This is a genomic window from Streptomyces griseoaurantiacus (genome assembly GCF_036189845.1).
GTDB lineage: Bacteria > Actinomycetota > Actinomycetes > Streptomycetales > Streptomycetaceae > Streptomyces > Streptomyces griseoaurantiacus.
In genome coordinates this window covers 655,266-676,817 of sequence record NZ_CP108326.1, presented here as the reverse complement: position 1 = coordinate 676,817, position 21,552 = coordinate 655,266, and the positions used below count along the sequence as shown (strand labels likewise).

At 73.2% G+C, this 21,552-nt stretch carries 26 protein-coding genes; 15 read left to right on the top strand and 11 right to left on the bottom strand.

Features of this window, described 5'->3' with window-relative positions; all coding sequences use genetic code 11:
• Position 1: 1 nt before the first annotated feature.
• Positions 2-712 carry a dienelactone hydrolase family protein gene (locus OHB09_RS03135; RefSeq protein ID WP_328921574.1) on the bottom strand — a complete coding sequence of 237 codons (711 nt, stop codon included), beginning with the start codon at positions 710-712 and terminating at the stop codon, positions 2-4.
• Between the two features lie 199 nt (positions 713-911).
• On the opposite strand from OHB09_RS03135, the gene OHB09_RS03130 reads away from it, so the two are divergent.
• Together OHB09_RS03130 and OHB09_RS03125 are read left to right on the top strand one after the other, a co-directional pair.
• Positions 912-1,313, top strand: a complete 402-nt coding sequence (locus OHB09_RS03130; RefSeq protein ID WP_191891747.1) for a VOC family protein — start codon at positions 912-914, stop codon at positions 1,311-1,313.
• A gap of 87 nt (positions 1,314-1,400) precedes the next feature.
• The gene (locus tag OHB09_RS03125) at positions 1,401-2,504 is read left to right on the top strand and encodes an adenosine deaminase (RefSeq protein WP_328921573.1); all 1,104 of its coding nucleotides are present in this window, start codon (positions 1,401-1,403) and stop codon (positions 2,502-2,504) included.
• A 19-nt stretch (positions 2,505-2,523) separates the two neighbouring features.
• Here the strand turns inward: OHB09_RS03125 and OHB09_RS03120 are convergent, their stop codons facing one another.
• A complete protein-coding gene (locus tag OHB09_RS03120; protein ID WP_040895272.1) occupies positions 2,524-3,039 on the bottom strand; it encodes a mycothiol transferase in 516 nt (171 codons plus the stop codon).
• A 49-nt stretch (positions 3,040-3,088) separates the two neighbouring features.
• Positions 3,089-3,979, bottom strand: a complete 891-nt coding sequence (locus tag OHB09_RS03115) for a LysR family transcriptional regulator (protein ID WP_006140308.1) — start codon at positions 3,977-3,979, stop codon at positions 3,089-3,091.
• 134 nt (positions 3,980-4,113) lie between these two features.
• On the opposite strand from OHB09_RS03115, the gene mgrA reads away from it, so the two are divergent.
• Positions 4,114-5,106 (top strand): L-glyceraldehyde 3-phosphate reductase, encoded by a 993-nt coding sequence (gene mgrA, locus OHB09_RS03110; protein WP_006140309.1) that lies wholly within the window; start codon positions 4,114-4,116, stop codon positions 5,104-5,106.
• Positions 5,107-5,382: 276 nt separating this feature from the next.
• Positions 5,383-5,793: a hypothetical protein gene (locus tag OHB09_RS03105; RefSeq protein ID WP_006140311.1), complete on the top strand. Its 411-nt coding sequence runs from the start codon at positions 5,383-5,385 to the stop codon at positions 5,791-5,793.
• Positions 5,794-5,826: 33 nt separating this feature from the next.
• Here OHB09_RS03105 and OHB09_RS03100 read toward each other — a convergent pair whose 3' ends face one another.
• The 4 genes from OHB09_RS03100 to OHB09_RS03085 all read right to left on the bottom strand — a co-directional run bounded on the left by OHB09_RS03100 (position 5,827) and on the right by OHB09_RS03085 (position 8,481).
• Positions 5,827-7,077 carry a streptophobe family protein gene (locus OHB09_RS03100; RefSeq protein WP_328921572.1) on the bottom strand — a complete coding sequence of 417 codons (1,251 nt, stop codon included), beginning with the start codon at positions 7,075-7,077 and terminating at the stop codon, positions 5,827-5,829.
• 266 nt (positions 7,078-7,343) lie between these two features.
• Positions 7,344-7,757 (bottom strand): PRC-barrel domain-containing protein, encoded by a 414-nt coding sequence (locus tag OHB09_RS03095; RefSeq protein WP_259297182.1) that lies wholly within the window; start codon positions 7,755-7,757, stop codon positions 7,344-7,346.
• Positions 7,757-8,344, bottom strand: coding sequence for a PRC-barrel domain-containing protein (locus OHB09_RS03090; protein WP_191891751.1), 588 nt, complete (start codon positions 8,342-8,344; stop codon positions 7,757-7,759). Before OHB09_RS03090 ends, OHB09_RS03095 begins: the two co-directional genes overlap by 1 nt.
• Positions 8,341-8,481: a hypothetical protein gene (locus tag OHB09_RS03085; RefSeq protein WP_167794598.1), complete on the bottom strand. Its 141-nt coding sequence runs from the start codon at positions 8,479-8,481 to the stop codon at positions 8,341-8,343. Before OHB09_RS03085 ends, OHB09_RS03090 begins: the two co-directional genes overlap by 4 nt.
• 230 nt (positions 8,482-8,711) lie before the next feature.
• Here OHB09_RS03085 and OHB09_RS03080 point away from each other — a divergent pair, with 230 nt between their 5' ends.
• From OHB09_RS03080 to OHB09_RS03065, 4 genes are all read left to right on the top strand, one after another.
• Positions 8,712-9,164 (top strand): ATP-binding protein, encoded by a 453-nt coding sequence (locus OHB09_RS03080; RefSeq protein WP_167794599.1) that lies wholly within the window; start codon positions 8,712-8,714, stop codon positions 9,162-9,164.
• A gap of 78 nt (positions 9,165-9,242) precedes the next feature.
• A complete protein-coding gene (locus tag OHB09_RS03075; RefSeq protein WP_167794600.1) occupies positions 9,243-10,481 on the top strand; it encodes a PP2C family protein-serine/threonine phosphatase in 1,239 nt (412 codons plus the stop codon).
• Positions 10,478-10,918: a response regulator gene (locus OHB09_RS03070; protein ID WP_006140316.1), complete on the top strand. Its 441-nt coding sequence runs from the start codon at positions 10,478-10,480 to the stop codon at positions 10,916-10,918. The genes OHB09_RS03075 and OHB09_RS03070 overlap by 4 nt, the downstream gene beginning before the upstream one ends.
• Before the next feature lie 68 nt (positions 10,919-10,986).
• On the top strand, positions 10,987-11,592 hold the full coding sequence (locus tag OHB09_RS03065) for a dihydrofolate reductase family protein (protein WP_006140317.1): 606 nt from the start codon (positions 10,987-10,989) through the stop codon (positions 11,590-11,592).
• Positions 11,593-11,740: 148 nt separating this feature from the next.
• Here OHB09_RS03065 and OHB09_RS03060 read toward each other — a convergent pair whose 3' ends face one another.
• On the bottom strand, positions 11,741-12,631 hold the full coding sequence (locus OHB09_RS03060; protein WP_040895275.1) for an RNA polymerase sigma factor SigF: 891 nt from the start codon (positions 12,629-12,631) through the stop codon (positions 11,741-11,743).
• A gap of 282 nt (positions 12,632-12,913) precedes the next feature.
• Here OHB09_RS03060 and OHB09_RS03055 point away from each other — a divergent pair, with 282 nt between their 5' ends.
• The gene (locus OHB09_RS03055) at positions 12,914-13,333 is read left to right on the top strand and encodes a helix-turn-helix domain-containing protein (protein WP_191891754.1); all 420 of its coding nucleotides are present in this window, start codon (positions 12,914-12,916) and stop codon (positions 13,331-13,333) included.
• Positions 13,334-13,405: 72 nt separating this feature from the next.
• On the opposite strand, the gene OHB09_RS03050 is transcribed toward OHB09_RS03055, so the two are convergent.
• Both OHB09_RS03050 and OHB09_RS03045 read right to left on the bottom strand, forming a co-directional pair.
• Positions 13,406-14,008, bottom strand: a complete 603-nt coding sequence (locus tag OHB09_RS03050) for a ClpP family protease (RefSeq protein ID WP_040895277.1) — start codon at positions 14,006-14,008, stop codon at positions 13,406-13,408.
• 2 nt (positions 14,009-14,010) lie between these two features.
• Positions 14,011-14,649 (bottom strand): ATP-dependent Clp protease proteolytic subunit, encoded by a 639-nt coding sequence (locus OHB09_RS03045; protein WP_006140321.1) that lies wholly within the window; start codon positions 14,647-14,649, stop codon positions 14,011-14,013.
• 341 nt (positions 14,650-14,990) lie between these two features.
• On the opposite strand from OHB09_RS03045, the gene OHB09_RS03040 reads away from it, so the two are divergent.
• The 6 genes from OHB09_RS03040 (at position 14,991) to OHB09_RS03015 (ending at position 20,815) form a co-directional block, all read left to right on the top strand.
• A complete protein-coding gene (locus tag OHB09_RS03040; RefSeq protein ID WP_006140322.1) occupies positions 14,991-15,479 on the top strand; it encodes a VOC family protein in 489 nt (162 codons plus the stop codon).
• Positions 15,480-15,620: 141 nt separating this feature from the next.
• The gene (locus tag OHB09_RS03035; RefSeq protein WP_167794603.1) at positions 15,621-16,424 is read left to right on the top strand and encodes a VOC family protein; all 804 of its coding nucleotides are present in this window, start codon (positions 15,621-15,623) and stop codon (positions 16,422-16,424) included.
• 52 nt (positions 16,425-16,476) lie between these two features.
• The gene (locus OHB09_RS03030) at positions 16,477-17,184 is read left to right on the top strand and encodes a ribonuclease H family protein (protein WP_234527792.1); all 708 of its coding nucleotides are present in this window, start codon (positions 16,477-16,479) and stop codon (positions 17,182-17,184) included.
• A 195-nt stretch (positions 17,185-17,379) separates the two neighbouring features.
• A complete protein-coding gene (locus tag OHB09_RS03025) occupies positions 17,380-18,606 on the top strand; it encodes an FAD-dependent monooxygenase (protein ID WP_328921571.1) in 1,227 nt (408 codons plus the stop codon).
• Positions 18,607-18,794: 188 nt separating this feature from the next.
• Positions 18,795-20,222 (top strand): MFS transporter, encoded by a 1,428-nt coding sequence (locus OHB09_RS03020; protein ID WP_328922983.1) that lies wholly within the window; start codon positions 18,795-18,797, stop codon positions 20,220-20,222.
• On the top strand, positions 20,219-20,815 hold the full coding sequence (locus OHB09_RS03015) for a TetR/AcrR family transcriptional regulator (protein WP_191891756.1): 597 nt from the start codon (positions 20,219-20,221) through the stop codon (positions 20,813-20,815). The genes OHB09_RS03020 and OHB09_RS03015 overlap by 4 nt, the downstream gene beginning before the upstream one ends.
• Before the next feature lie 21 nt (positions 20,816-20,836).
• Here OHB09_RS03015 and OHB09_RS03010 read toward each other — a convergent pair whose 3' ends face one another.
• Positions 20,837-21,463, bottom strand: a complete 627-nt coding sequence (locus OHB09_RS03010; RefSeq protein WP_319118638.1) for an alpha-ketoglutarate-dependent dioxygenase AlkB — start codon at positions 21,461-21,463, stop codon at positions 20,837-20,839.
• Positions 21,464-21,552 lie beyond the last annotated feature (89 nt).

Sequence of the window (21,552 nt, the reverse complement as noted above, 5' to 3'; positions counted from 1 at the left end):
GCTACCCCAGCCGCCCTCGCAAGAACGCCACCGTGCTCTCCCACGCCGCCCCGGCCGCCTCCGCGTCGTACGCCTCCGGCCGGCCGTCGTTGAAGAACGCGTGTCCCGCGGGGTACACCCGCAGGTCCGCCTCGACGCCCGCCTGCCGCCGGATCGCCTCCTTCAGTTCCTCCAGGCGCTCGAGCGGGATGCTCTCGTCCCGCTCGCCGTAGTGCCCGAGCACCTGCGCCCGCAGTCCCGAGAAGTCCGGCAGCTCCCCCTGGATCACGCCGTAGAACGGCACCGCCGCGCCGACCCGCGGGTCCGAGGCCGCCTGGTACAGCACGAAGCCGCCGCCCATGCAGAACCCGACGGACCCGACGGTCTCCGAGGTCACCTCCGGCAGCCCCAGCAGGTGGTCCACCGCCCCGGAGAGCAGCTCCACCCCGCGCTCCACCGGCAGCTCCCGCATCATCCGCAGGGCCTCCCCGCTGTCGTGGGCGACATTGCCGCCGTACAGGTCGGGGGCGAGGGCCACGAAGCCCTCCGCGGCGAGCCGGCGGGTGACGTCGGCGATGTGGTCTGTCAGACCCCACCACTCCTGGATGACGACGACCCCGGGGCCCCGTCCGGACGGCGGCAGGGCCAGGTAGCCGTGGGCCGTGGTGCCGGCGCTCGGGAAGGTCACGTTCTGGTGGGCGGGGGCACCGGTGGACTTCGGCACTTCGGACAACGAGCTCAACTCCAATGGGAGGCGGTGCGTACGGGATGCGCGCGCCGGAGCGGCACGGCACACTCCGGCGTGATCTTCAACGATGCCACGCACCCCGTCGGTGTTACGTATAACCTATGAGCCGACCTCCGGCGTGCTACGTATAATGCCGGCCTTCGCAGCTGCCCCGCCCCCACCCGCCCCGCCCCTCGGAAGGCCCATGAACCGCATCGCCCTGGTCACCCTCGTCGTCGCCGACTACGACGAGGCGATCCGCCACTACACCGACGCCCTCGGCTTCCGGCTCGTGGAGGACACGCCCCGCCCCGACGGCTCCCGCTGGGTCGTCCTCGAACCGGCCGGGGCGCCCGGCGGCGGCACCGGACTCCTGCTGGCCCGCGCCAGGACCGACCCGCAGCGCGACCGCGTCGGCGACCAGACCGGCGGCCGCGTCGGCTTCTTCCTGCACACCGACGACTTCGCCGGCGCCCACGCCCGGATGCGCGCGGCCGGAGTGACCTTCCTGGAGGAGCCCCGGCACGAGCCCTACGGCACGGTCGCCGTCTTCCAGGACCTGTACGGCAACCGCTGGGACCTCCTCCAGCCCGCGGCCGAGGCCTGACCACCCCACCCCCCGACGCCCCCAGCGCACCCCCGACACCCCGCACCCCGACACCCCGCACACGAGGAACAGGCAGAGCACACCGGCATGACCACTCTCACCGACACCCCCACCACCCGCGTCCCCGCGCCCGCCCTCGACACCGAGACCCTGCGCCGGCTCCCCAAGGCCGTCCTGCACGACCACCTCGACGGCGCCCTGCGCCCCTCCACCCTCCTCGAGCTGGCCGGGGCCGTCGGCCACCGCCTCCCCGCCGGCGACCCGGCCGCCCTGGCCGACTGGTTCCGCGCGGCCGCGGGCTCCGGCGACCTCGTGCGCTACATAGCCACCTTCGAGCACACCCTCGCCGTGCTGCAGACCCGCGAGGGCCTGCTCCGCGCCGCCGAGGAGTACGTCCTCGACCTCGCCGCCGACGGCGTCGTCCACGCCGAGGTGCGCTACGCGCCGGAGCTGATGGTGAAGGGGGGACTGGGCCTCGCGGAGGTCGTGGAGACCGTGCAGGAGGGCCTCGCGGCCGGCGCGGCGAAGGCGGCGGCCGGGGGCACCCCCGTCCGGGTGGGCACCCTGCTGTGCGGGATGCGCATGTTCGACCGCTGCCGCGAGGTCGCCGAACTGGCGGTGGCGTACCGGGACGCGGGCGTCGTCGGCTTCGACATCGCGGGCGCCGAGGACGGCTTCCCGCCCGCCGACCACCTCGACGCCTTCGCCTATCTGCGCCGCGAGAACATGCCGTTCACCATCCACGCCGGGGAGGCCCACGGCCTGCCCAGCATCCACCAGGCGCTGCAGGTGTGCGGGGCCCAGCGGATCGGCCACGGCGTCCGGATCATGGACGACATCGTGGACGGCCGGCCCGGGAGACTCGCGGCCTGGATCCGCGACCGCCGGGTCGCCCTGGAGATGTGCCCGACCTCCAACCTCCAGACCGGAGCGGCCGGTTCGATCGCCGGGCACCCGATCACGGCTCTGCGCGACCTCGGCTTCCGGGTCACCCTCAACACCGACAACCGGCTGGTCTCGGGCACGACGATGACCCGCGAGATGGAACTCCTCGTGCGGGAGGCCGGCTGGACGGCCGCCGACCTGCGCACGGTCACGGTGAACGCGCTGGAGAGCGCCTTCCTGCCGTACGCCGAGCGCCGCGCCCTCATCGAGGACGTGGTCCTGCCGGGGTACGCGGCCGTGCTCTGATGCCTCCCGCGCCGGGCCGTCAGCCCGCGGTGGCCTCCAGCAGCCCTCGCACGTAGGCGGCCTGGCCGACGTGCTGGAGGTCGTCGGAGACCACGCTCACCAGGCGCGCGCCCAGTGTGACGGGCGGGTCCCAGCGTTCGTCCACGATCCGGTCCAGGTCCTGGGCGGCCAGGCCGCGCAGGAACGCCACGGTCCGCTCGTGGACGGCGTCGTGGTACCCGGTGAGCAGCTCGGCCGAGTCGACGCGGACCGCGGCGACTTTGGCCGGGGTGTGGCCGTAGCCGATGTCCCGCGGGGGGAGGTCGAGGGCGAACCGCTCGTGCCAGTCCTCGGAGAGCCAGGCCTGCTCGCGCTCGGCGACCTCGCAGACGTGGTCGTCCTGGACGCGGGTGAGATGCCAGACGAGCCAGGCGACGGAGTTGGTGCCCTCGGCGGGCCGGGCGTTGAGGAGGTCCGGGGAGAGGCCGTCGACGGCGGCGTGGACCTCTTCCCGGATGCGGCCGTAGGCGTCGATGAGGATGTCCTTCGCATGCATGCGTCCACCATGACCGATCCGGGTGCGCGGGGCGATCACCGACGCCCCCTCAGTCGCTCCCGGCGGTCTCCAGCAGGCCCATCAGCGCCCGCGCGGCCGGACTCGTCGCGGCCTCGGCAGGCAGCAGCGCCACCGTCTCGTACGCGCGCTCGCCCACGCCCTTCAGATCCAGCGAGACCAGCCCGGCCGCCTCCCGCTTCGCGCCGAAGTGGCGCGGCACCACCGCCACCCCCAGCCCTTCCTGGACCAGCTCCAGCAGGCTGTGCACATCGCTCACCTCCAGCGCCACCGTGCGCCGCACGCCCGCCTCGGCGAACACCGCGTCCGTCGTGCGTCGGGGCCCCCAGTCGGGGTGGAAGTCCACGAACTCCTCCCCGCCCAGGTCCTCGGGCGTCACCGGCCCGCCGCGCGCCAGCCGGTGCGCCGGATGGCACAGCACCGTCATCGGCTCGGTTGTCAGCGGCACCGACCGGAGCTGGTCCCCGGCCACCGGCGTGCGTACCGCGAAGGCCAGGTCGACCCCGCCCGCCGCGACCTCCTCCGCGAGGGCCCCCGACCCCGCCTGCCGCAGCCGGATCTCCACCCGCGGATGGAGCCGCCGGAACGCGGCGAGCAGCCGTGCCACCCGCACCCCCGCGATGCACTGCTCGGTGCCCACGCACAGGGTGCCGCGCAGCACACCCTGCACCGCCGCCACGGCCTCCTGGGCCGCCCGCACCCGGTCCAGGATGCGGACGGCCTCGGTGAACAGGGCCCGCCCTGCCTCGGTGAGCGTCACACTGCGGGTGGTGCGCACGAACAGCGGAGCCCGGAGCTCCCGCTCCAGCGCGCGCACGGAGGCGGAAAGACCGGACTGCGACACCATCAGCCGCTCGGCCGCGCGGGTGAAATGCCGGTCCTCGGCGACGGCCACGAAGTGCCGCAGATGGCGAAGTTCCATGATTGAGAAGCTTAACCGCTGAGTTTCATCCGATTCTTCTGTTGGACCGCTGGCCGTCGGCCGACGAGAGTGGAACGCGCGCCGGCGCCCACCCCGCGCCGGACCCTGTTCGCAACAGCCTTCCTGGAGTGCACGTGTACACGGCAGATCCCGCACGCTACGAGGCCATGCCCTACCGCCGCACCGGGCGCAGCGGCCTGAAGCTGCCCGCCCTCTCGCTCGGCCTGTGGCACAACTTCGGCCCCGACCGGCCCGTGGAGACCCAGCGGGAGATCCTGCGCCGCGCGTTCGACCTCGGCGTCACGCACTTCGACCTCGCCAACAACTACGGCCCGCCGCCCGGCGCCGCCGAGTCCGCGCTCGGCGAGGCCCTGAAGGCGGACTTCACGCCCTACCGCGACGAGCTGGTCGTCTCCACCAAGGCCGGATACCTCATGTGGCCGGGCCCGTACGGCGAATGGGGCTCGCGCAAGTACCTGCTGTCCTCGCTCGACCAGAGCCTCACGCGCATGGGCCTGGAGTACGTCGACATCTTCTACTCGCACCGTCCCGACCCGGAGACTCCGCTGGAGGAGACGATGGGCGCCCTGCACTCCGCGGTCCAGCAGGGCAAGGCGCTGTACGTCGGAGTCTCCAACTACTCCCCGGAGCAGACCCGGGAGGCCGCCCGCATCCTCGGCGAGCTGGGCACCCCGCTCCTCATCCACCAGCCGCGCTACTCGATGCTCGACCGGCGCCCCGAGGAGGAGGGGCTGCTGGACACGCTGGACGAGCTGGGCACCGGCTCCATCGCCTACTCCCCGCTGGAGCAGGGGCTGCTCACCAGCCGCTACCTCGACGGCATCCCGGAGGACTCGCGGGCCGCGAGCGACAGCCCGTTCCTGACCGCCGACAAGGTCACCGAGGACCTCGTGGACCGGCTGCGCACGCTGAACGGCCTGGCCCGCGACCGCGGCCAGAGCCTCGCGCAGATGGCGCTGGCCTGGGTGCTGCGCGGCGGCCGGGTCACCTCCGCACTGGTCGGCGCGAGCAGCGCGCGGCAGCTCGAGGACAGTGTGGCGGCCACGCACGCGCTGGACTTCGACGCGGAGGAGCTGGCCCGGATCGACGAGATCGTCAAGGGCTGACCGAACCCCTCGAAACCGAGTGAATTCCGCACGCGGCGGGTGGCACCGAAGCCACCCGCCGCGTTTCGGCCATGCCCGCCGCGGAACAGGTCAAGAGACTGGCCGAAACCGCATGGTGACAGTGAGTCAGGAGTGGCGATACTCGAACATAGGGCAATACGGCGACGATCGGAACGCGCTGCGGCATTTCACCGTCGGCCCGCCCAGGTGCACAGCGAGCGAATGTCGGAACGACGGGCCTGGCCCGGCAGTGAGCGCCGCACTGGGGGAACGAACGTGCACGACGAATTCCTGTGCCATGTGACCGCCTACGGGATCTGCGGCGGCAGACGGGTCGGTGTGCCCCTCGGCACCTACCGCGCCCCGACCCTGGCGCTGGCACTGTGGTGGATGCGCGACCGGGCGTTATGGATCGCCGAACGACTCGATCCCCAGCCCGACAGCGCCCTGTATCCGCCCAACGCCATCGCCCCCGTCGGCGAGACCGTCCCCGACGTCCCCACCCTGCTGCGCGGCTGGTGCGGCGACGACGGCCAGCAGGAACTGGCCGCCGACGAGCTGGCCGCCGGGCGCCTCGTCCGCATCGCCACCAGCGACGACACCACCGAGTACGAGCTGATGGCCGAGTCCGTCGACGCCCTGCGCATCCAGCGCTTCGCCTCCGCCCTGTCCACCCCGGCGGCCTGAGCGCCGGTACACCGGCCCGCACCGACCCGACGGTCAGGAGCCCTTGCCGCCGCCGTGCGGGAGGAACGGGGCCCGGCGCCCGCGCCCGCCGACGGACGGCCGCACCCGACGGGCCGCGAGCCCGCCCAGCAGGCCCCCGGCCAGCCCCCAGGCCAGTGCGAGACCCACCGCGGGCCACACGCGCGGGCGCAGGAAGAGCACGCCGGAGAGCCCGCCGCCGAGGTCGCCCACGCCGATCAGTGACAGTCCGTAGTGCGCGGAGATCCGGCACACGGCACAGACGGCGAGGACCGTCACGGCCAGCGCGAGGCCCGTGCGCACCGCGTGCCGCCACAGGGGGAGCCGGACGGGGGAGCGCAGCGCGGCCGCGTACCCGGCCGACAGCACCAGGACGGCGTCCACCACGACCAGCCACCACACCCGCCCGTCGTGCCGGGCCAGGGCGCCCAGGTCCAGGGTGGAGACCTCGGGGGTGCGCAGGACCTCGTCGAGGAGGCGCGGCATCGGCAGCCCGAACGGCCCGTCCACCCTGCCGTCCCAGCGCGCCCCGAGGCCGAGAGTGAAGACCGGCCACACCACGTTCGGCAGTCCCAGCAGGAGGACGGCGAGTGTCCTGGCCGGATGCCCGCGGGTGGCGGCCACCACCAGCCCGATCACCGCACCGACGGCGAGGCACACGAGCAGCAGCCCCACCATGGCGTACGCCACCGGCCGCGCGGCGACCAGGGGCCGGGGCAGCGGCAGCGCGCGGGAGGCGAGCGCGGTGAGGGCGAGGACGCCGGCGGCCCAGACCAGGCCGAGGAGCACGGTCACCGGCACGTCCGTGGTGAAGCCGATCTCGGGGGAGAGGCCGAGGATCTCGCCCAGGTCGCCGAGGGTGCCCTCGCCGAGGGGGACCGTGAAGGTGTGGTGGGCGGTGAGGGACACCGTGAGCAGGGCGGGGAGCCAGAGCACGAGGATGCGGGCGGCGTACGCCCCGGGGTGCGTCCCCGGAGCGTGGCGCCGGAAGGCGGCGGCCAGGACGAGGGCGCCGGCGAGGGCGACCGACAGGGGCATCACGGTGAGGTCGCCGCGGGAACCGGCGAGGTCCCCGGCGTGGCCGTCGAGCGTGACGGTGCCGCCGAGCGCGGCCACCACGGTGGCGAGGACGACGCGGGGGAAGGCCCCGGCGGGCAGAGCGGTCGCGCCGGCCGCCGCGAGGCCGAGGGCGGCGGTGCAGAGCATGGTCAGGAAGGTGGCGAGAACGGCGGCGAGCGCGTGCAGCCACTCGCGGAGGGTGCGCACGATCTCACGCTATGTGCGCGGAGCGGCCGGCGCGCGCCGACGGCGGAGCGCGGGGGCAGCGGGCCGGCCGCTCCGGCGGGGGAAGCGGGCGCCCCGGCGGAGGAGCGCGGGAGGGAGGGAGCCCGGTGGGGAACGCCGGAGAGCGGTCGCCCGTGGGGGGCGTCGGGAAAAGCGAGCCCCGGGCGGTGGGGCGCGGGAGAGAGGGAGCCCGGTGCGGGGGGAGTGCTGGAGCGAGGCGGCCCGCCCACCGCCCGAGCCGCCGGGATTCAGGTGGAGGCGACCACCCACGCGTAGTCGCCGAAGCCCCGCACCGACCCGGCCGGAATCTCGCCCAGGTCCGTCAGCAGCTTCTCCAGACGGCCGTCCTCCGCGTCGAAGGCGAGGTCGGTCGCCGTCCCGCGCTCCTCCCCGTCCTCCGAGAGCACCCGCAGGCCCATGACCTTCGGTACCGCCTCCTTGCGGGTCTCGCCGCCGGCCGCCGAGCGCACGAGCACCGCGTCGGCCCCCAGTGCGTGCAGGGCCTCCCAGGGCAGCACCGTCGTCCGCCGGCCCCGCCCGGAGACCCGCACACCGGTGATCCGGCCCCGTGCCAGGTCCATCTCGAGCCCCGCGACCGTGCCCAGCTCGGCCGCCTCGCCGAGGGTGACCACCGGCAGTCCCACCGTCCGGGAGTACAGCATCACGGCAGGACCTCCTTCTCGTCGCGCAGCCGGTAGGCCGCCACCTGGTCCGCGAACTCCGCCAGGTCGTCGGCGGTGAAGCGGGTCGCGGCGGCCGGGATCACGAGGGCGCGTCCGGACACCGCGAGGGTCTCCCCGCGAGGCAGGTACACCTTGCGCCGGCGCCGCCGGGAACCCGGCACCACCGCGTCGCGCGCGGAGACCAGGAAGCCGGCGACGCGGCCGCTGATCCCGCTCTCGACCACCACGTCCAGCACCACGCCGACCTCCGCCCCGGTGTCCGTGAGGACCCGGGCGCCCAGCACTCGTCCTCGCGCCGCCTCCTTGCGCGCCACCACCGCGGCCGGCTCGGCGAGCACCTCGCGGCCGCGGATCATCACGGCGTGCGGGCCCAGCGCGTGCACCGCCGTCCACGGCAGACTCTGCCGCAGCGGTCCCGCGAGCAGGCCACGGCCGCTGAGGGTGAAACCCGTGACCCGTCCGGCCGGGCCGTCGAAGACCGTGTCCTTCACCTGCGCGACCGCGTCCCCGTCCAGCGTCACCACCGGACGCCCGGAGAGCCGGGCCGCCTCCATCAGCGCGCTCATCGGGCACCCCACCTGCCGCCCCCGCGCCGCACCGCGATGACCGTCCCGGACCGTCGGCTCGCCTGCAGCCACAGGACGAGTCCCGACAGCGCCGCCACGGCCACGACCACGACGACCAGCCACACCCACCAGCCCATCGCGCACCTTCCCCAACCCCGGTCCGGCCCCGCCGACCGGACGCGTCAGTGTCCGTCTGCCCCGCCCCGGCCCCGGGATGCGCGGCCCGTCCGCCGGGTCGCCCCGGGGCGTGATTGCACCCGTCGATTTCGGTGGGACTGCTCGGACGATCGCGGGGTACGAGCACTCGTGCGGTGCCCGCGGAGGCGGGAGGGCCGCACGCGAACGGCCCGGCGCGAGAGAGAACCGAATGACCCAGTATCCGGACGGAGCGGTGATACCGACTGACTTCGACATGCCCGTCGAGCCGCTGCGACGGGCCGCGCACTATTCGGGAGAGCCGGGCTCCGTCGCCGAGGCCAGGTCCTTCGCGGAGCAGTTCTTGCGACAGCTCCGCTCCGAATGGTGCGCACCGGTCGACACCCGGGCGGTCGGCGATCTGCTCCTGGTGGTGAGCGAACTCGTCACCAACGCGGACCGGCACAGCCATGGTCCGTACATCCTCGAACTGGAGGGCACCGACACCGAGGTGACCGTCGCGGTGTACGACAGCAGCGAGGCCCTGCCCCGCCGCTTCCCCCGGGACCCCGCACGCGTGGGCAGGCACGGGCTGGAGATCGTGCACGCCGTCGCCGAGCGCGTGACCGCGGAACGCGTTCCGGTGGGGAAGTGCGTCAGAGCCGTCCTCGCACTGCACCGTTGAACTGACGATGTGACCAGTATGCTCACGCCATCGACACGAGAGGTCGGCACAGGACGTCGGCCTTCCGAGGGAGTGAGCGTGGCGGAACGTCCGCTGCCGCACGGCGGGTTGCGGGTGGACACCGCGGATCCCGGCTGGGTCCTGGACCCCGCGGCCGCCCTGCTGCTGGTCGAGGACGACGCCGGGGACGCCCTGCTCGTCCGCGAGACACTCACCGACAGCGGACTGTCGATGGACGTCACCTGGCGCAAGACCCTCGCCGAGGCCCGGCTCTTCCTCGCGCGGCCCGGCGCGTCCTCCGTCTGCGTCCTGCTCGACCTGCACCTGCCGGACACACAGGGCCTGGACGCCGTACGGCAGGTGCGTGAGGAACGGCCGGACGCCGCCGTCGTGGTGCTCACCGGACTCGCCGAGAAGGAGGCCGGGCTCGCCGCGGTCGCCGCGGGCGCGCAGGACTTCCTCGCCAAGGACGGCCTCGACCCGGAAGCCCTCGGCCGCGCCGTCCGCTACGCCCTCCAGCGCAAGCAGGTCGAGCGCTCCGCCGCCGAGGTCCAGGCGGCTCGGCTGCTGGCCCGTGAGAACGCCCGGCTGGAACGCGGGCTGCTGCCCGTCCCGCTGCTCCGCTCCCAAGGACTGCGCGTCTTCTCCCGCTACCGCCCGGGCCGCGACCACGCGCTGCTGGGCGGGGACTTCTTCGACGTCGTGGAGACCACCGACGGCACCCTGCACGCCGTCATCGGCGACGTCTCCGGGCACGGCGCCGCCGAGGCCGCCCTCGGGGTGTGCCTGCGCGTGGCCTGGCGGGCCGCCGTCCTCACCGGCTGCGTCGGCCTCGCGCTGGTCCGGCTGCTGGAGGAGATCCTGCGCGCCGAACGCGGCGAGGAGTACCTCTTCGCCACCGTGACTCTGCTGCGGCTCGACCCCGACCGCGGCCGGCTGCACACCATCCGCGCGGGCCACCCCGGACTGCTGGTCCGCACCGGGCTCGGCACGGAACTCTACGAACCCGCCCCGGGCCCCGCGCTCGGAGTGGTCCCCGGGCACGACCACTGGCCCGAGGCGGTGCGCCCCGCCGCGGACATCGAGGCGGTGACCGTGTTCACCGACGGTCTCTTCGAGGGCGTCGTCGCCCCCGGCCGGCGGCTCGGCGAGGACGGGCTGCTGGAGGTGGCACGCGCGCACACGGAACTCCGCGGCCAGGCCCTCGTGGACGCCCTCGTCGAGGAGGTCGCATCCCGTACTGTCGAGTACGGCGGCCTCGCGGACGACGTGGCCGTCCTGCACCTGGCGACACGCACCGAAGGAGCACCTCCGTGACCGCACCCGTCGAGCCCATCCAGGTCCTGCTCGTCGAGGACGACCCCGGGGACGAGCTGATGACCCGCGAGGCCTTCGAGGACAACAAGATCAGCAACACGCTGCACGTGGTCCGGGACGGCCAGGAGGCCCTCGACTTCCTCTACCGGTCCGGCTCCTACGCCGACGCCCCCCGCCCCGACCTCATCCTGCTCGACCTCAACCTGCCCAAGTACGACGGCCGGCAGGTGCTCCAGCGGATCAAGTCCGACGAGGAACTCGCGCACATCCCCGTGGTGGTCCTCACCACCTCCTCCGCCGAGGAGGACATCCTGCGCAGCTACCGGCTGCACGCCAACGCCTACGTCACCAAGCCGGTCGACCTCAATCAGTTCATCGCCGCCGTGCGGCAGATCGACGAGTTCTTCGTGTCGGTGGTCAAGCTGCCGCGCACCTGACGGAGCTCCGCCGATGAGTTTCCGGCGGCGGTGCGGTCCACCCCTCCACACGACGAAGGGAACGCACCATGCGCAGGATCATCGTTTGCACCTTCCTCACCCTGGACGGCGTCATGCAGGCGCCCGGCGGCCCGGACGAGGACCCCGAGAGCGGCTTCGCACACGGGGGCTGGCAGAAGCCGACCGACGACGAGGAGGTCGGCGCGGCCGTCGCCGGCTGGTACGAGGACTTCGAGGCGATGCTGCTCGGCCGCAAGACGTACGACATCTTCGCCTCGTACTGGCCCGGCGCCGACCCCGCCAACCCGTTCACCGCCCGGATGAACGACATGCCCAAGTACGTGGCCTCCCGGACGCTGACGTCCCTCGACTGGCAGAACTCCACGCTGCTCCGGGGCGACACCGTCGAGGCCGTACGCGCGCTCAAGGCGTCCGAGGGCGGCGACATCAGCGTCGTCGGCAGCGGCGACCTCGCCCAGACCCTGATGCGCCACGGCCTCGTCGACGAGTACCGGCTGACCGTCCACCCGGTGATCCTCGGCTCCGGCAAGCGGCTCTTCGCCGACGGGGCGATCCCCACCGCGCTGGAGCCGGTCGCCGTCACGGCGACGAAGGGCGGCACCGTCGTCGGCGTCTACCGGCCCACGGGCGCCCCCACCTACGACAGCTACTGAGACGGCCGGATCGCCCGGTCACCGGCGGACGGGGGTCGACGGTGGCCGCGCTCGGAACGCCGAGCACGGCGGGAACGCGAACGGTGCCGGCCCCTCCTCGAAGCGAGGGGCCGGCACCGTTGAAGTGTTCCGGGGGATGCGGACGCCGTCAGCGGGTGGACTCGACCCGGTCCACGTCGGCCAGCATGCCGGTGCGGAGCTGCTCGATGATCCGCTTGATCAGCCGCGAGACGTGCATCTGCGAGCAGCCGAGCTGCGCGCCGATGTCGGCCTGCGTGGCCTCCTCGACGAAGCGCATGTGGATGATCCGGCGGTCGCGCTCGCTGAGCTCGGCGACCAGCGGGGCCAGCGTGTGGAAGTCCTCGACGAGGCCCATCGCCTCGTCCTCCGCGCCGATGAAGTCCGACAGCACGGCCTCGCCGTCCTGGTCCTCACCGGAGAGGGCGGCGTCCAGCGAGGAGGAGTTGTAGCCGTTGGCCGCGATCTGCGCCTCGACGACGTCCTTCTCGGGCAGGTTCATCAGCGTGGCCAGCTCGGCCACCGTCGGGTCGCGGTCCAGGCGGCTGGACAGCTCCTCGCGCGCCTTGGCCAGCTCCACGCGCAGCTCCTGGAGCCGGCGCGGCACGTGCACCGCCCACGTGGTGTCGCGGAAGAAACGCTTGATCTCGCCCACGATGTAGGGGAGCGCGAAGGAGGTGAACTCCACCTCGCGGGAGATCTCGAACCGGTCGATCGCCTTGATCAGGCCGATCATGCCGACCTGGACGATGTCCTCCATGTCGTCACCGCGATTGCGGAAGCGCCCCGCCGCGAACCGCACGAGCGACATGTTCATCTCGATCAGCGTGTTGCGCGCGTACTGGTACTCGTGCGTGCCCTCCTCCAGCACGCTGAGGCGCTGGAAGAACTGGCGGGACAGCTCCCGTGCGTCACGGGGGGCCACCGTACGCGGGTCCACGACGGTGGGCAGCGGGTCCTCACCAGTAGCGGTGCCGGTCGTGCTCTCGGCGACCGTCGTCCGGCTCATGGTGGTTTCCATTACTACCTCTCCCACGGAACTCAACTCTTCAGCTCTGATCGGGCGTGTCCAAAGCGTCGTGTCCCGCAGTTACCCGGGTTGCCGCCTTGCATGTCACCCACTTCGAAAAAATTTCTCGTGCGTTCCCTCCTGCCCGGCCCACTGTACGCAGCATGGGTCGAAAAGGTCCCATCCGGGTCGATCCGGCTGGATCCGCCCGCCCCGGGCCTCCTCATCGGGGACTTCTCGCAGGGCGGAACGCCGCCGTCTTCCCCCGCGGCGGTGCGTCCCTAGGCTGGGGTGATGCAGCCCAACGCGCCCCGCGCCTCCCGTCAGGTCCGTGTCGTCCCCCTCCGCCGGGTCTCCGGGCCCGTCGCCCCGGCCCGCACCCCGGACCCGGCGGGGGCGCCCGCCGTCCGTGAGCCGCTGTGGCGGGATCTCGTCGGCGAGGTGCTGCGGCGCGAGCGCCTCGCCCAGGACCGCACGCTCAAGGACGTGGCCGAGGCGGCCCGCATCTCGATGCCGTACCTGTCCGAGCTGGAGCGCGGCCGCAAGGAGGCCTCCTCCGAGGTCCTCGCGGCGGCCGCCCGGGCCCTCGGCCTCGGCCTCGGCGACCTCCTCTCCCGGACCCGGGACGAACTGCTGCGGTACTCCCGGCCCCGCCCCACCGGCCGGAACGCGGGCCCGACCGCCTCGCACGACGGCCTCTGCCTGGCCGCCTGAGCAGGCACGGCGCCGCCCCCGTCCGAGGCGGATGCGGACGGGGGCGGCGCCGTGCGTCCTCCCGGGCGTGCGTCAGACGGGCAGGAGCCTGCGGCTGAGCACCTCGTCGGCCAGCCCGTAGGCGACGGCCTCCTCGGCGGTGAAGACCTTGTCCCGGTCCATGTCCGCCCGCAGCGTCGCCACGTCGTGCGGGGTGTGCCGGGAGAGCACCTCCTCCACCTGGGCACGGATCCGCACCATCTCCTTGGCCCGCAGGGCGAGGTCCGAGACCGTGCCCTGCGCCCCACCCGCGGCCGGCTGCCCGAGCAGCACCCGCGCGTGTTCGAGGACGAAGCGCCGCCCCGGGTCGCCGCCCGCCAGCAGCACCGCGGCCGTCGAGGCCGCCTGACCGACGCAGAACGTGGAGATCGGCGCCCGCACGAACGTCATCGTGTCGTAGATCGCCATGAGAGAGGTGAAGGAGCCGCCGGGGGAGTTGAGGTAGATCGAGATCTCCTGCTCCGGGTTGGCGGACTCCAGGTGCAGGAGCTGGGCGATCACCACGTTGGCGACCCCGTCGTCGATCTCCGTGCCCAGGAAGACGATGCGCTCGCTGAGCAGCCGGCTGAAGACGTCGTAGGACCGCTCGCCCTGCGCGGTCCGCTCGACGACATACGGCACCGTGTACGAACCCATGGTCACAGTCCCGTCCGTCGGCGCGAGGCGGCCGGGCGGACGTCGGCGAGCGACTCCACCACCCGGTCCACGATTCCGTAGTCCCTGGCCTGCTCGGCGGTGAACCAGCGGTCCCGGTCACCGTCGCGGGAGATCGTCTCCTCGCTCTGCCCGGTGTGCTCGGCGGTGATCCGCTCGATGGCCTTCTTGGTGAACGCCAGGTTCTCCGCCTGGATCTCGATGTCCGCGGTGGTCCCGCCGATGCCGGCCGAGGGCTGGTGCATCATGATCCGCGCGTTCGGCAGCGCCAGCCGCTTGCCGGGCGCGCCGACGGTCAGCAGGAACTGCCCCATGCTGGCCGCGAAGCCCATCACCAGCGTCGAGACGTCGTTGGGGATCAGCCGCATGGTGTCGTAGATGGCCAGCCCGGCCGTGACGGAGCCGCCCGGGCTGTTGATGTACAGCCCGATGTCGGTGCGCGGGTCCTCCGCGGACAGCAGCAGGAGCTGCGCACAGATCCGGTTGGCGGAGACCTCGTCGACCTGGGTCCCGAGGAAGACGATCCGCTGGTTGAGGAGCTGCGCGGCGAGCTGGTCGTCGAAGCGGCTCGGCGGGGTGTCGCCCTCCGCGGCGCGGGGGGCGAGCGTGAGGGGTGGGGCCATGGTTCCTCCTGGGGACGACCGGTGCGCGTGCCCGGTCCGCGGGTTCTCCGACGTGCGTCCTTCGACGTGCGTCCTTCGCGTGCACTGCCGTTGCCGGCACTGCCTTCACTGTCGGCCGCGCGGGGCCCTCGCAGTCGCTTTCTCGGCCCTCGGCAGATTCGCCACGGGCAGAGCCCGACCTCCGGCCGGATCCGCCCGGCGGGCCACCGATGAGTTTCCGGACCAGGATCGGTCGTAGGGGGTGACGGTCCTCCACGCGACGACGGCGACAGCGACGGCGGGTGGGGGCGAGGCGGAAGACGAGCGCACCCGAGGAGGGTGCCGGAACCGAGGAGAGACCGATGGCCGACAAGGGCTTCATCACATGTCTGTGGTTCGACGGCAAGGCCCAGGAGGCGGCCGAGTACTACGTGTCGGTGTTCAAGGACTCCCGGCTCGGCCGCACGCTCACCTACCCCGAGGACACCCCCGGCGAGGCGGGCGCGGTCATGACCGTGGAGTTCACGGCCAACGGCCAGGAGTTCGTGGCGCTCAACGGCGGACCCGAGTTCACCTTCAACGAGGCGATCTCCTTCCAGATCATGTGCGAGGACCAGGAGGAGGTCGACCACTACTGGAACCGGCTCACGGAGGGCGGCGGACAGCCGGGCCCCTGCGGCTGGCTCAAGGACCGGTTCGGCGTCTCCTGGCAGGTCGTGCCGAAGCGGCTGATGCAGATGTACGGCGGCACCGGCGCCGACCGGGAGAAGGGCGACCGCGCCATGCGGGCGATGCTCTCTATGTCCAAGCTCGACATCGCGGCACTGGAGAAGGCGTACGCGGGGGAGTAGCCGGGGGCCGCACGGACCGGTGCGGGCCGCTCGGGGGGCGGCCCGCACCAACCCTGACTAGCGTGAAGCGGGAAGACGCGAAAGGGGGGACGGGGAGCGGGGGACGAAGCTGTCCGGCACGAACTGGGAAGGTCGATCACGATGACCGCACCTGCAGAGGGCACGCCCATCTGGGCGGACGCGATGTTCGGCGAGCTGGAGGGAGCCAAGAGCTTCTACGGCGACGTGCTCGGCTGGACGTTCGGTGAGACGTCCAGCGAGTACGGCAACTACACACAGGCGTTCTCGGACGGCAAGGCGGTGGCCGCCGTCGTCCCGCCGATGCCGGGCCAGGAGGGGCAGTCCGCCTGGTGCCTCTACCTGGCCTCCTCCGACGCCGCCGCGACGGTGGGCCGGATCCGCGAGAACGGCGGCGAGGTGCTCCTGGAGCCGATGCGGGTCGGCGACTTCGGCACCATGGCGCTGGCCCGCGAGCCCGCGGGAGCCGTCTTCGGCGTCTGGCAGGGCGGCACCCACGAGGGCTTCGAGGCCACCGCCAGGCCCGGCGCCTACTGCTGGGCCGACGTCTTCTCCCGCGAACCGGAGAAGACCGACGCCTTCCTGACCGCCGTCTTCCCCTACCGGGCGCAGCGGATGGCGGACAGCGAGGTCGACTTCGTGGTCTTCCGCAACCGCGAGGGCGGCGACCCGGTGCTCGGCCGGATGCGGATGACCGAGGACTTCCCGCCGGAGGTCCCCTCCTACATCAACGTGAACTTCGGGGTGGACGACTGCGACGCCGCGGTCCGGCGGGCCACCGACCGGGGAGGCGTGCTGCGCTTCGGTCCGATGGACACCCCGTTCGGCCGGTTCGCCGCGCTGAGCGACCCCCAGGGCGCCGCGTTCACCGTGATCGACATGGCGCGGAGCGAGGGGCCCATGCCGAAGCTCGTGGACGTGACGTAGCGGGCGCCCGCCGGACCGGGCCGGCCGTTCGGGACGGCCTGCCGGGCGTGGCATGATCGGGGACATGCTGGAACGTGTGGTGGCCGCCTGTGACGGGGCGTCGAAGGGAAATCCCGGGCCCGCCGGATGGGCCTGGGTCGTCGCCGACGACGCCGAGGTCCCGGCCCGCTGGGAAGCCGGACCGCTGGGGAAGGCGACCAACAACGTCGCCGAACTGACCGCGCTGGAGCGGCTGTTGTCGGCGGTGGACCCGGAGGTCCCGCTGGAGATCAGGATGGACTCCCAGTACGCGATGAACGCGGTCACCAAGTGGCTGCCGGGCTGGAAGCGCAAGGGCTGGAAGACGGCGGCGGGCAAGCCGGTCGCCAACCAGGAACTGGTCCAGCGCATCGACTCGCTGCTGGTCGGCCGCGAGGTCGAGTTCCGCTACGTGCCCGCCCACCAGGTCGACGGCGACCGGCTCAACGACTTCGCAGACCGGGCCGCGAGCCAGGCGGCCGTCGTGCAGGAACCCGCCGGCAGCGAGCTGGGCTCGCCGGAGCCGGCGCCCTCCTCCGCCCCGGCGGCCCGCACGGCGACACGGGCGGCGGGCACGGCGGGCACCCGCAAGCGGACGGCCCCCTCCCGGGGGAGCGCCGCCCGCACGATCAAGGCCAAGTTCCCCGGCCGCTGCGTGTGCGGCCGCTCCTACGACGCGGGCGAGCAGATCGCCAAGAACGACCAGGGCTGGGGCCATCCGGAGTGCCGCACGGCCTCCTGAACCCCTCGGTGCCCCCGAGCGCCCCTCACGGGGACTCGGGGGCACCGTGCGTCCTTCCGGGGGCGGGCGGCGACCGGGAACGTCGGAAGCGCCGTGAACACCGGCGAACATCGCGGACAAAAGGCGGGCGCGCGCTCTCGCGCTGCTACGCTCCGTGGTCGATCGGAACCGTACCGCAACTCCCGAAGGACCCGCGTGAAGATCACGTGCATCGGCGGCGGCCCCGCGAACCTCTACTTCGCGATCCTGATGAAACTCCAGGACCCGTCCCACGAGCTCACCGTCCACGAACGCGACCCCGCCGGTTCCACCTACGGCTGGGGCGTCACCTACTGGTCCCCCCTCCTCGACCGCCTCCGGGCCCACGACCCCGAGTCCGCCGACAGCCTGCGCGCCCACTCCGTCCGCTGGAGCGACGGCACCGCCCATGTGCGCGGCCGCACCACCGTCCACCACGGCGACGAGGGCTTCGGCATCGGCCGCCACCGCCTCCTCGACCTCCTCGCCGACCGTGCCGCCGGTCTCGGCGTCAAGATCTCCTACGAGGACGAGATCCCCGCCGGCGGCCCGTTCCCCGAGGCCGACCTGCTCGTCGCGGGGGACGGCGTCCACAGCGCCGTCCGCACCCTCCACCGCGAGCACTACGGCAGCACCCTCACCCACGGCCGCAACCGCTACATCTGGCTCGGCACCACCAAGGTCTTCGACTCCTTCACCTTCGCCTTCGTCGAGACCGACCACGGCTGGATCTGGTGCTACGGGTACGCCTACGACACCGACCGCAGCACCTGCGTCGTCGAATGCGCCCCGGAGACCTGGGCCGGGCTCGGCCTTGACCGGGCGAACGAGGCCGACGGCCGCGCCGTGCTGGAGAAGCTGTTCGCCGACGTGCTCGACGGCCACCCGCTCATGGGCCGCGCCCAGCCCGACGGCTCCGCCCAGTGGCTGACCTTCCGCACCCTCACCAACCACACCTGGCACCACGGCAACACGGTCCTGCTCGGCGACGCCGCCCACACGACCCACTACTCCATCGGCGCCGGCACCACCCTCGCCCTGGAGGACGCCTGCGCCCTGGCCGAGTCGCTGCGCGCGTACGGCGCCGAGGAGGATTCGGCCGCCCTGGGCGCCGCGCTCTCCGCCTACGAGCGCCGGCGCCAGGGCGAACTGCTGCACGTGCAGAGCGCCGCGCGGCACAGCGCCCAGTGGTACGAGAACCTCACGCGGTACATCGACCTGCCGCCCGAGCGGATGTTCGCCCTGCTGGGCCAACGGCACTCCCCGCTGCTCCCGTACGTGCCGCCGCAGCTCTACTACCACCTCGACCGGGCCGCCGGACAGGTCGAGGCACTGCGCCGACTGAAGCGCTGGCTCGGCCCGCGACTGGCCCGCACCGTGCACACGGCCCGCGCCCAGCGCTGAGCGGGCCGGAGGGCGGGGGAGGTGAATGGCCATTCACCCGGTAAGGTGAATAACCATTCACCTGATCCCGTGCGGCCCGCCGCGTGCCGCACCGGCCCCCTGGAGCACCCGTGGCCCCGATACCCGCCCCGTCCACCGGCCCCGGCATTCCCCCGGAGCCCGGCGGACGGGGGGCCCTGCGGGAACGGATGACGGTGCCGGCGCTGGCCTACGGGGGCATCCTCATGGCGGTCATGCAGACCGTCGTCGTGCCCCTGCTGCCCGACCTGCCCCGGCTGACCGGCGCCTCCCCGGGCGCCGTCTCCTGGACGGTCACCGCCACCCTGCTGTCCGGCGCGGTCCTCACCCCCGTGCTGGGCCGCGCCGGCGACATGTACGGCAAGCGGCGGGTCCTCCTCGGCGCCCTGGCGCTGATGACCGCCGGCTCCGTGATGTGCGCCCTGACCTCCACGATCGGCGTCCTCATCGCGGCCCGGGCACTGCAGGGCGCGGCCGCCGCCGTCGTCCCGCTGTCGATCAGCATCCTGCGCGACGAACTGCCGCCGGAACGCACCGGATCGGCCGTGGCGCTGATGAGCTCCACCGTCGGAATCGGCGCCGCGCTCGGCCTGCCGCTCACCGCGCTGATCGTGCAGTACGCCGACTGGCACGTGATGTTCTGGGTGACCAGCGCCCTGGGCGCGAGCGGCGTCGCCCTGGCCTGGTGGGCGGTGCGGGAGTCGCCGGTGCGCGAACCCGGCCGCTTCGACGTGCTCGGCGCCCTGGGCCTCGCCGCGGGCCTGGCGGCGCTGCTCCTCGGGGTCTCGCAGGGCGGCAGCTGGGGCTGGACGAGCCGGCGCGTCCTCGGCCTGTTCGCCGCCGCCGTGCTGGTGATGAGCCTGTGGTGGGTCCAGCAGCGCCGGGCCGCGCGGCCGCTGGTCGACCTGCGGCTCGCCGTCCGGCCGCGGGTGGCGCTGCCGCACGTCACCGCGCTCCTCGTCGGGTTCGGCTTCTACGCCAACTCGCTCGTCACCGCCCAGCTCGTGCAGGCGCCGAAGAGCACCGGGTACGGGCTCGGCCTCTCCATCGTGGCCAGTGGCCTGTGCCTGCTGCCCAGCGGCGTGATCATGCTGTTGTTCTCGCCGGTCTCGGCCCGCATCTCCACCGCACGCGGCCCCCGGGTGACACTCGCGCTGGGCGCCGGGGTCATCGTCCTCGGCTACGTCCTGCGGATCGCCGACAGCACCGACCTGTGGATGATCATTCTGGGCTCGGCCGTGGTGTCCCTGGGCACCACCCTCGCCTACTCGGCCCTGCCCACGCTGATCCTGCGGGCGGTACCGGCCGGGCAGACGGCGTCCGCGAACGGCGTCAACGTCCTCATGCGCACCATCGGGCAGGCCACGTGCAGCGCGGCCGTCGCCGCCGTCCTGGTCCACCACACCCGCGAGGCCGGCGGTGCCCCGGTGCCCACACTGCACGGATACCTGCTGTCCTTCGCGATGGCGGGTACCGTCGCCCTCGTGGCCTGCGCCGTCGCCCTCACCATCCCCGGCTCACCGGCCGGCCGTCGCGAGGGCGCCGGCGGGGCGGTGGTGGAGACGGTCTCCGAGAAGGGGGCGCTGGAAGGAGCGTGACGCCGGTGACGACACCGCGGACGGCCGAGCCGTCGGCGCCGCCCGGGCGCCGGGACGCCCGGACCACCCGGGCGGAGATCCTGCGGGCGGCCCGGTACCTGCTGGCCCGGCACGCCCACGCCGACATCACCCTCAAGGCGGTCGCCGACCGGGCCGGCGTCAGCCCGCCGCTGATCCTGAAGTACTTCGGCAACAAGGACACCCTCTTCTCGCAGGTCATGTCCTTCGAGGCCGATGTCGGGGCCCTGCTGGACGCGCCGCTCGCCGAACTGGGCCGCCACATGGTGCGCCATCTGCTGCTCGGCCAGACCGAACGCGGGGCCGACCCGCTGCTACGCATCGTCTTCGCCCCGCTCCAGGGTGAACAGGGCGACATCCTGCGCGCCAACTTCCGCTCCCAGGTCGTCGACCGGCTCGCCGCCCGGCTGACCGGCCCCGACGCCGGGCTCCGCGCCGAGCTGAGCGTGGGCACGCTGCTCGGGCTCGGGGTGATCTACGGCATCGCGCGCGGCGCCCATGTGCGGGCCACGGAGGTCGAGGAGATCGTGGACCGCTACGCCCCGGCGGTGCAGGCACAACTGGGTGAGGGCTGAGCCGGAGGGCCCGCGGGCCGCTCAGCGCACGCCGCGCGTGCGGAACTGGACGCTGATGCGGGGACCGGCCGCCCGGTTGGTCTTGGGGACCGCGTGCTCCCAGGTCCGTTGGCAGGAGCCGCCCATCACGATCAGGTCGCCGTGCCCGAGCGGGCGGCGCAGGACCTGCCCTCCGCCGCGCGGCCGCAGCGCGAGGTCGCGGGGCGCGCCGACGGAGAGGATGGCGATCATCGTGTCCTCGTGGGCGCTCCGCCCGATCCGGTCGCCGTGCCAGGCGACGCTGTCCCGGCCGTCCCGGTAGTAGCAGAGCCCCGCCGTGACGAAGGGTTCGCCCAGCTCGTCGGCGTAGTGCACGGAGAGCGCCTGGCGGGCCTCGTCGAGCAGCGGGTGGGGGAGGGGGTCCCCGGGCCCGTAGAAGCGGAGCAGCCGGGGTACGTCGACGGACCGGTCGTACATCCGGCGCCGCTCGGCCCGCCACGGGACGTCGAGGACCAGGCGTTCGAACAGGCTGTCGGCCCCGGTGAGCCAGCCCGGCAGCAGATCGATCCAGGCGCCGGCGTTCAGCCGGGTACGGCGCAGCCCGTCCAGCGGGCCGAGCCGGAGATCGTCGGTCTGGTCGAACAGGGAGCCCTGGAGGTGCGTGGCCATGTCTCCAGCGTACCCGTGATTCGAACGTATGTGCAGAATCGGGGGCGGGTGGCGCGGTACCGCGCCGCCCACCCCCGGAAGGCCCGGCG

Excerpts from the sequence above, each read along its gene's own strand:
- OHB09_RS03115 (WP_006140308.1), bottom strand. The coding sequence starts at position 3,979 with ATGGAACTTCGCCATCTGCGGCACTTCGTGGCCGTCGCCGAGGACCGG.
- OHB09_RS03095 (WP_259297182.1), bottom strand. The coding sequence starts at position 7,757 with ATGCTGTACTCCCGGACGGTGGGACTGCCGGTGGTCACCCTCGGCGAG.
- OHB09_RS03065 (WP_006140317.1), top strand. The coding sequence starts at position 10,987 with ATGCGCAGGATCATCGTTTGCACCTTCCTCACCCTGGACGGCGTCATG.
- OHB09_RS03040 (WP_006140322.1), top strand. The coding sequence starts at position 14,991 with ATGGCCGACAAGGGCTTCATCACATGTCTGTGGTTCGACGGCAAGGCC.
- OHB09_RS03120 (WP_040895272.1), bottom strand. The coding sequence starts at position 3,039 with ATGCATGCGAAGGACATCCTCATCGACGCCTACGGCCGCATCCGGGAA.
- OHB09_RS03125 (WP_328921573.1), top strand. The coding sequence starts at position 1,401 with ATGACCACTCTCACCGACACCCCCACCACCCGCGTCCCCGCGCCCGCC.
- OHB09_RS03130 (WP_191891747.1), top strand. The coding sequence starts at position 912 with ATGAACCGCATCGCCCTGGTCACCCTCGTCGTCGCCGACTACGACGAG.
- OHB09_RS03035 (WP_167794603.1), top strand. The coding sequence starts at position 15,621 with ATGACCGCACCTGCAGAGGGCACGCCCATCTGGGCGGACGCGATGTTC.
- OHB09_RS03030 (WP_234527792.1), top strand. The coding sequence starts at position 16,477 with ATGATCGGGGACATGCTGGAACGTGTGGTGGCCGCCTGTGACGGGGCG.
- OHB09_RS03050 (WP_040895277.1), bottom strand. The coding sequence starts at position 14,008 with ATGGGTTCGTACACGGTGCCGTATGTCGTCGAGCGGACCGCGCAGGGC.
- OHB09_RS03045 (WP_006140321.1), bottom strand. The coding sequence starts at position 14,649 with ATGGCCCCACCCCTCACGCTCGCCCCCCGCGCCGCGGAGGGCGACACC.
- OHB09_RS03055 (WP_191891754.1), top strand. The coding sequence starts at position 12,914 with ATGCAGCCCAACGCGCCCCGCGCCTCCCGTCAGGTCCGTGTCGTCCCC.
- OHB09_RS03010 (WP_319118638.1), bottom strand. The coding sequence starts at position 21,463 with ATGGCCACGCACCTCCAGGGCTCCCTGTTCGACCAGACCGACGATCTC.
- OHB09_RS03060 (WP_040895275.1), bottom strand. The coding sequence starts at position 12,631 with ATGGAAACCACCATGAGCCGGACGACGGTCGCCGAGAGCACGACCGGC.
- OHB09_RS03090 (WP_191891751.1), bottom strand. The coding sequence starts at position 8,344 with ATGAGCGCGCTGATGGAGGCGGCCCGGCTCTCCGGGCGTCCGGTGGTG.
- OHB09_RS03020 (WP_328922983.1), top strand. The coding sequence starts at position 18,795 with ATGACGGTGCCGGCGCTGGCCTACGGGGGCATCCTCATGGCGGTCATG.
- OHB09_RS03080 (WP_167794599.1), top strand. The coding sequence starts at position 8,712 with ATGACCCAGTATCCGGACGGAGCGGTGATACCGACTGACTTCGACATG.
- OHB09_RS03085 (WP_167794598.1), bottom strand. The coding sequence starts at position 8,481 with ATGGGCTGGTGGGTGTGGCTGGTCGTCGTGGTCGTGGCCGTGGCGGCG.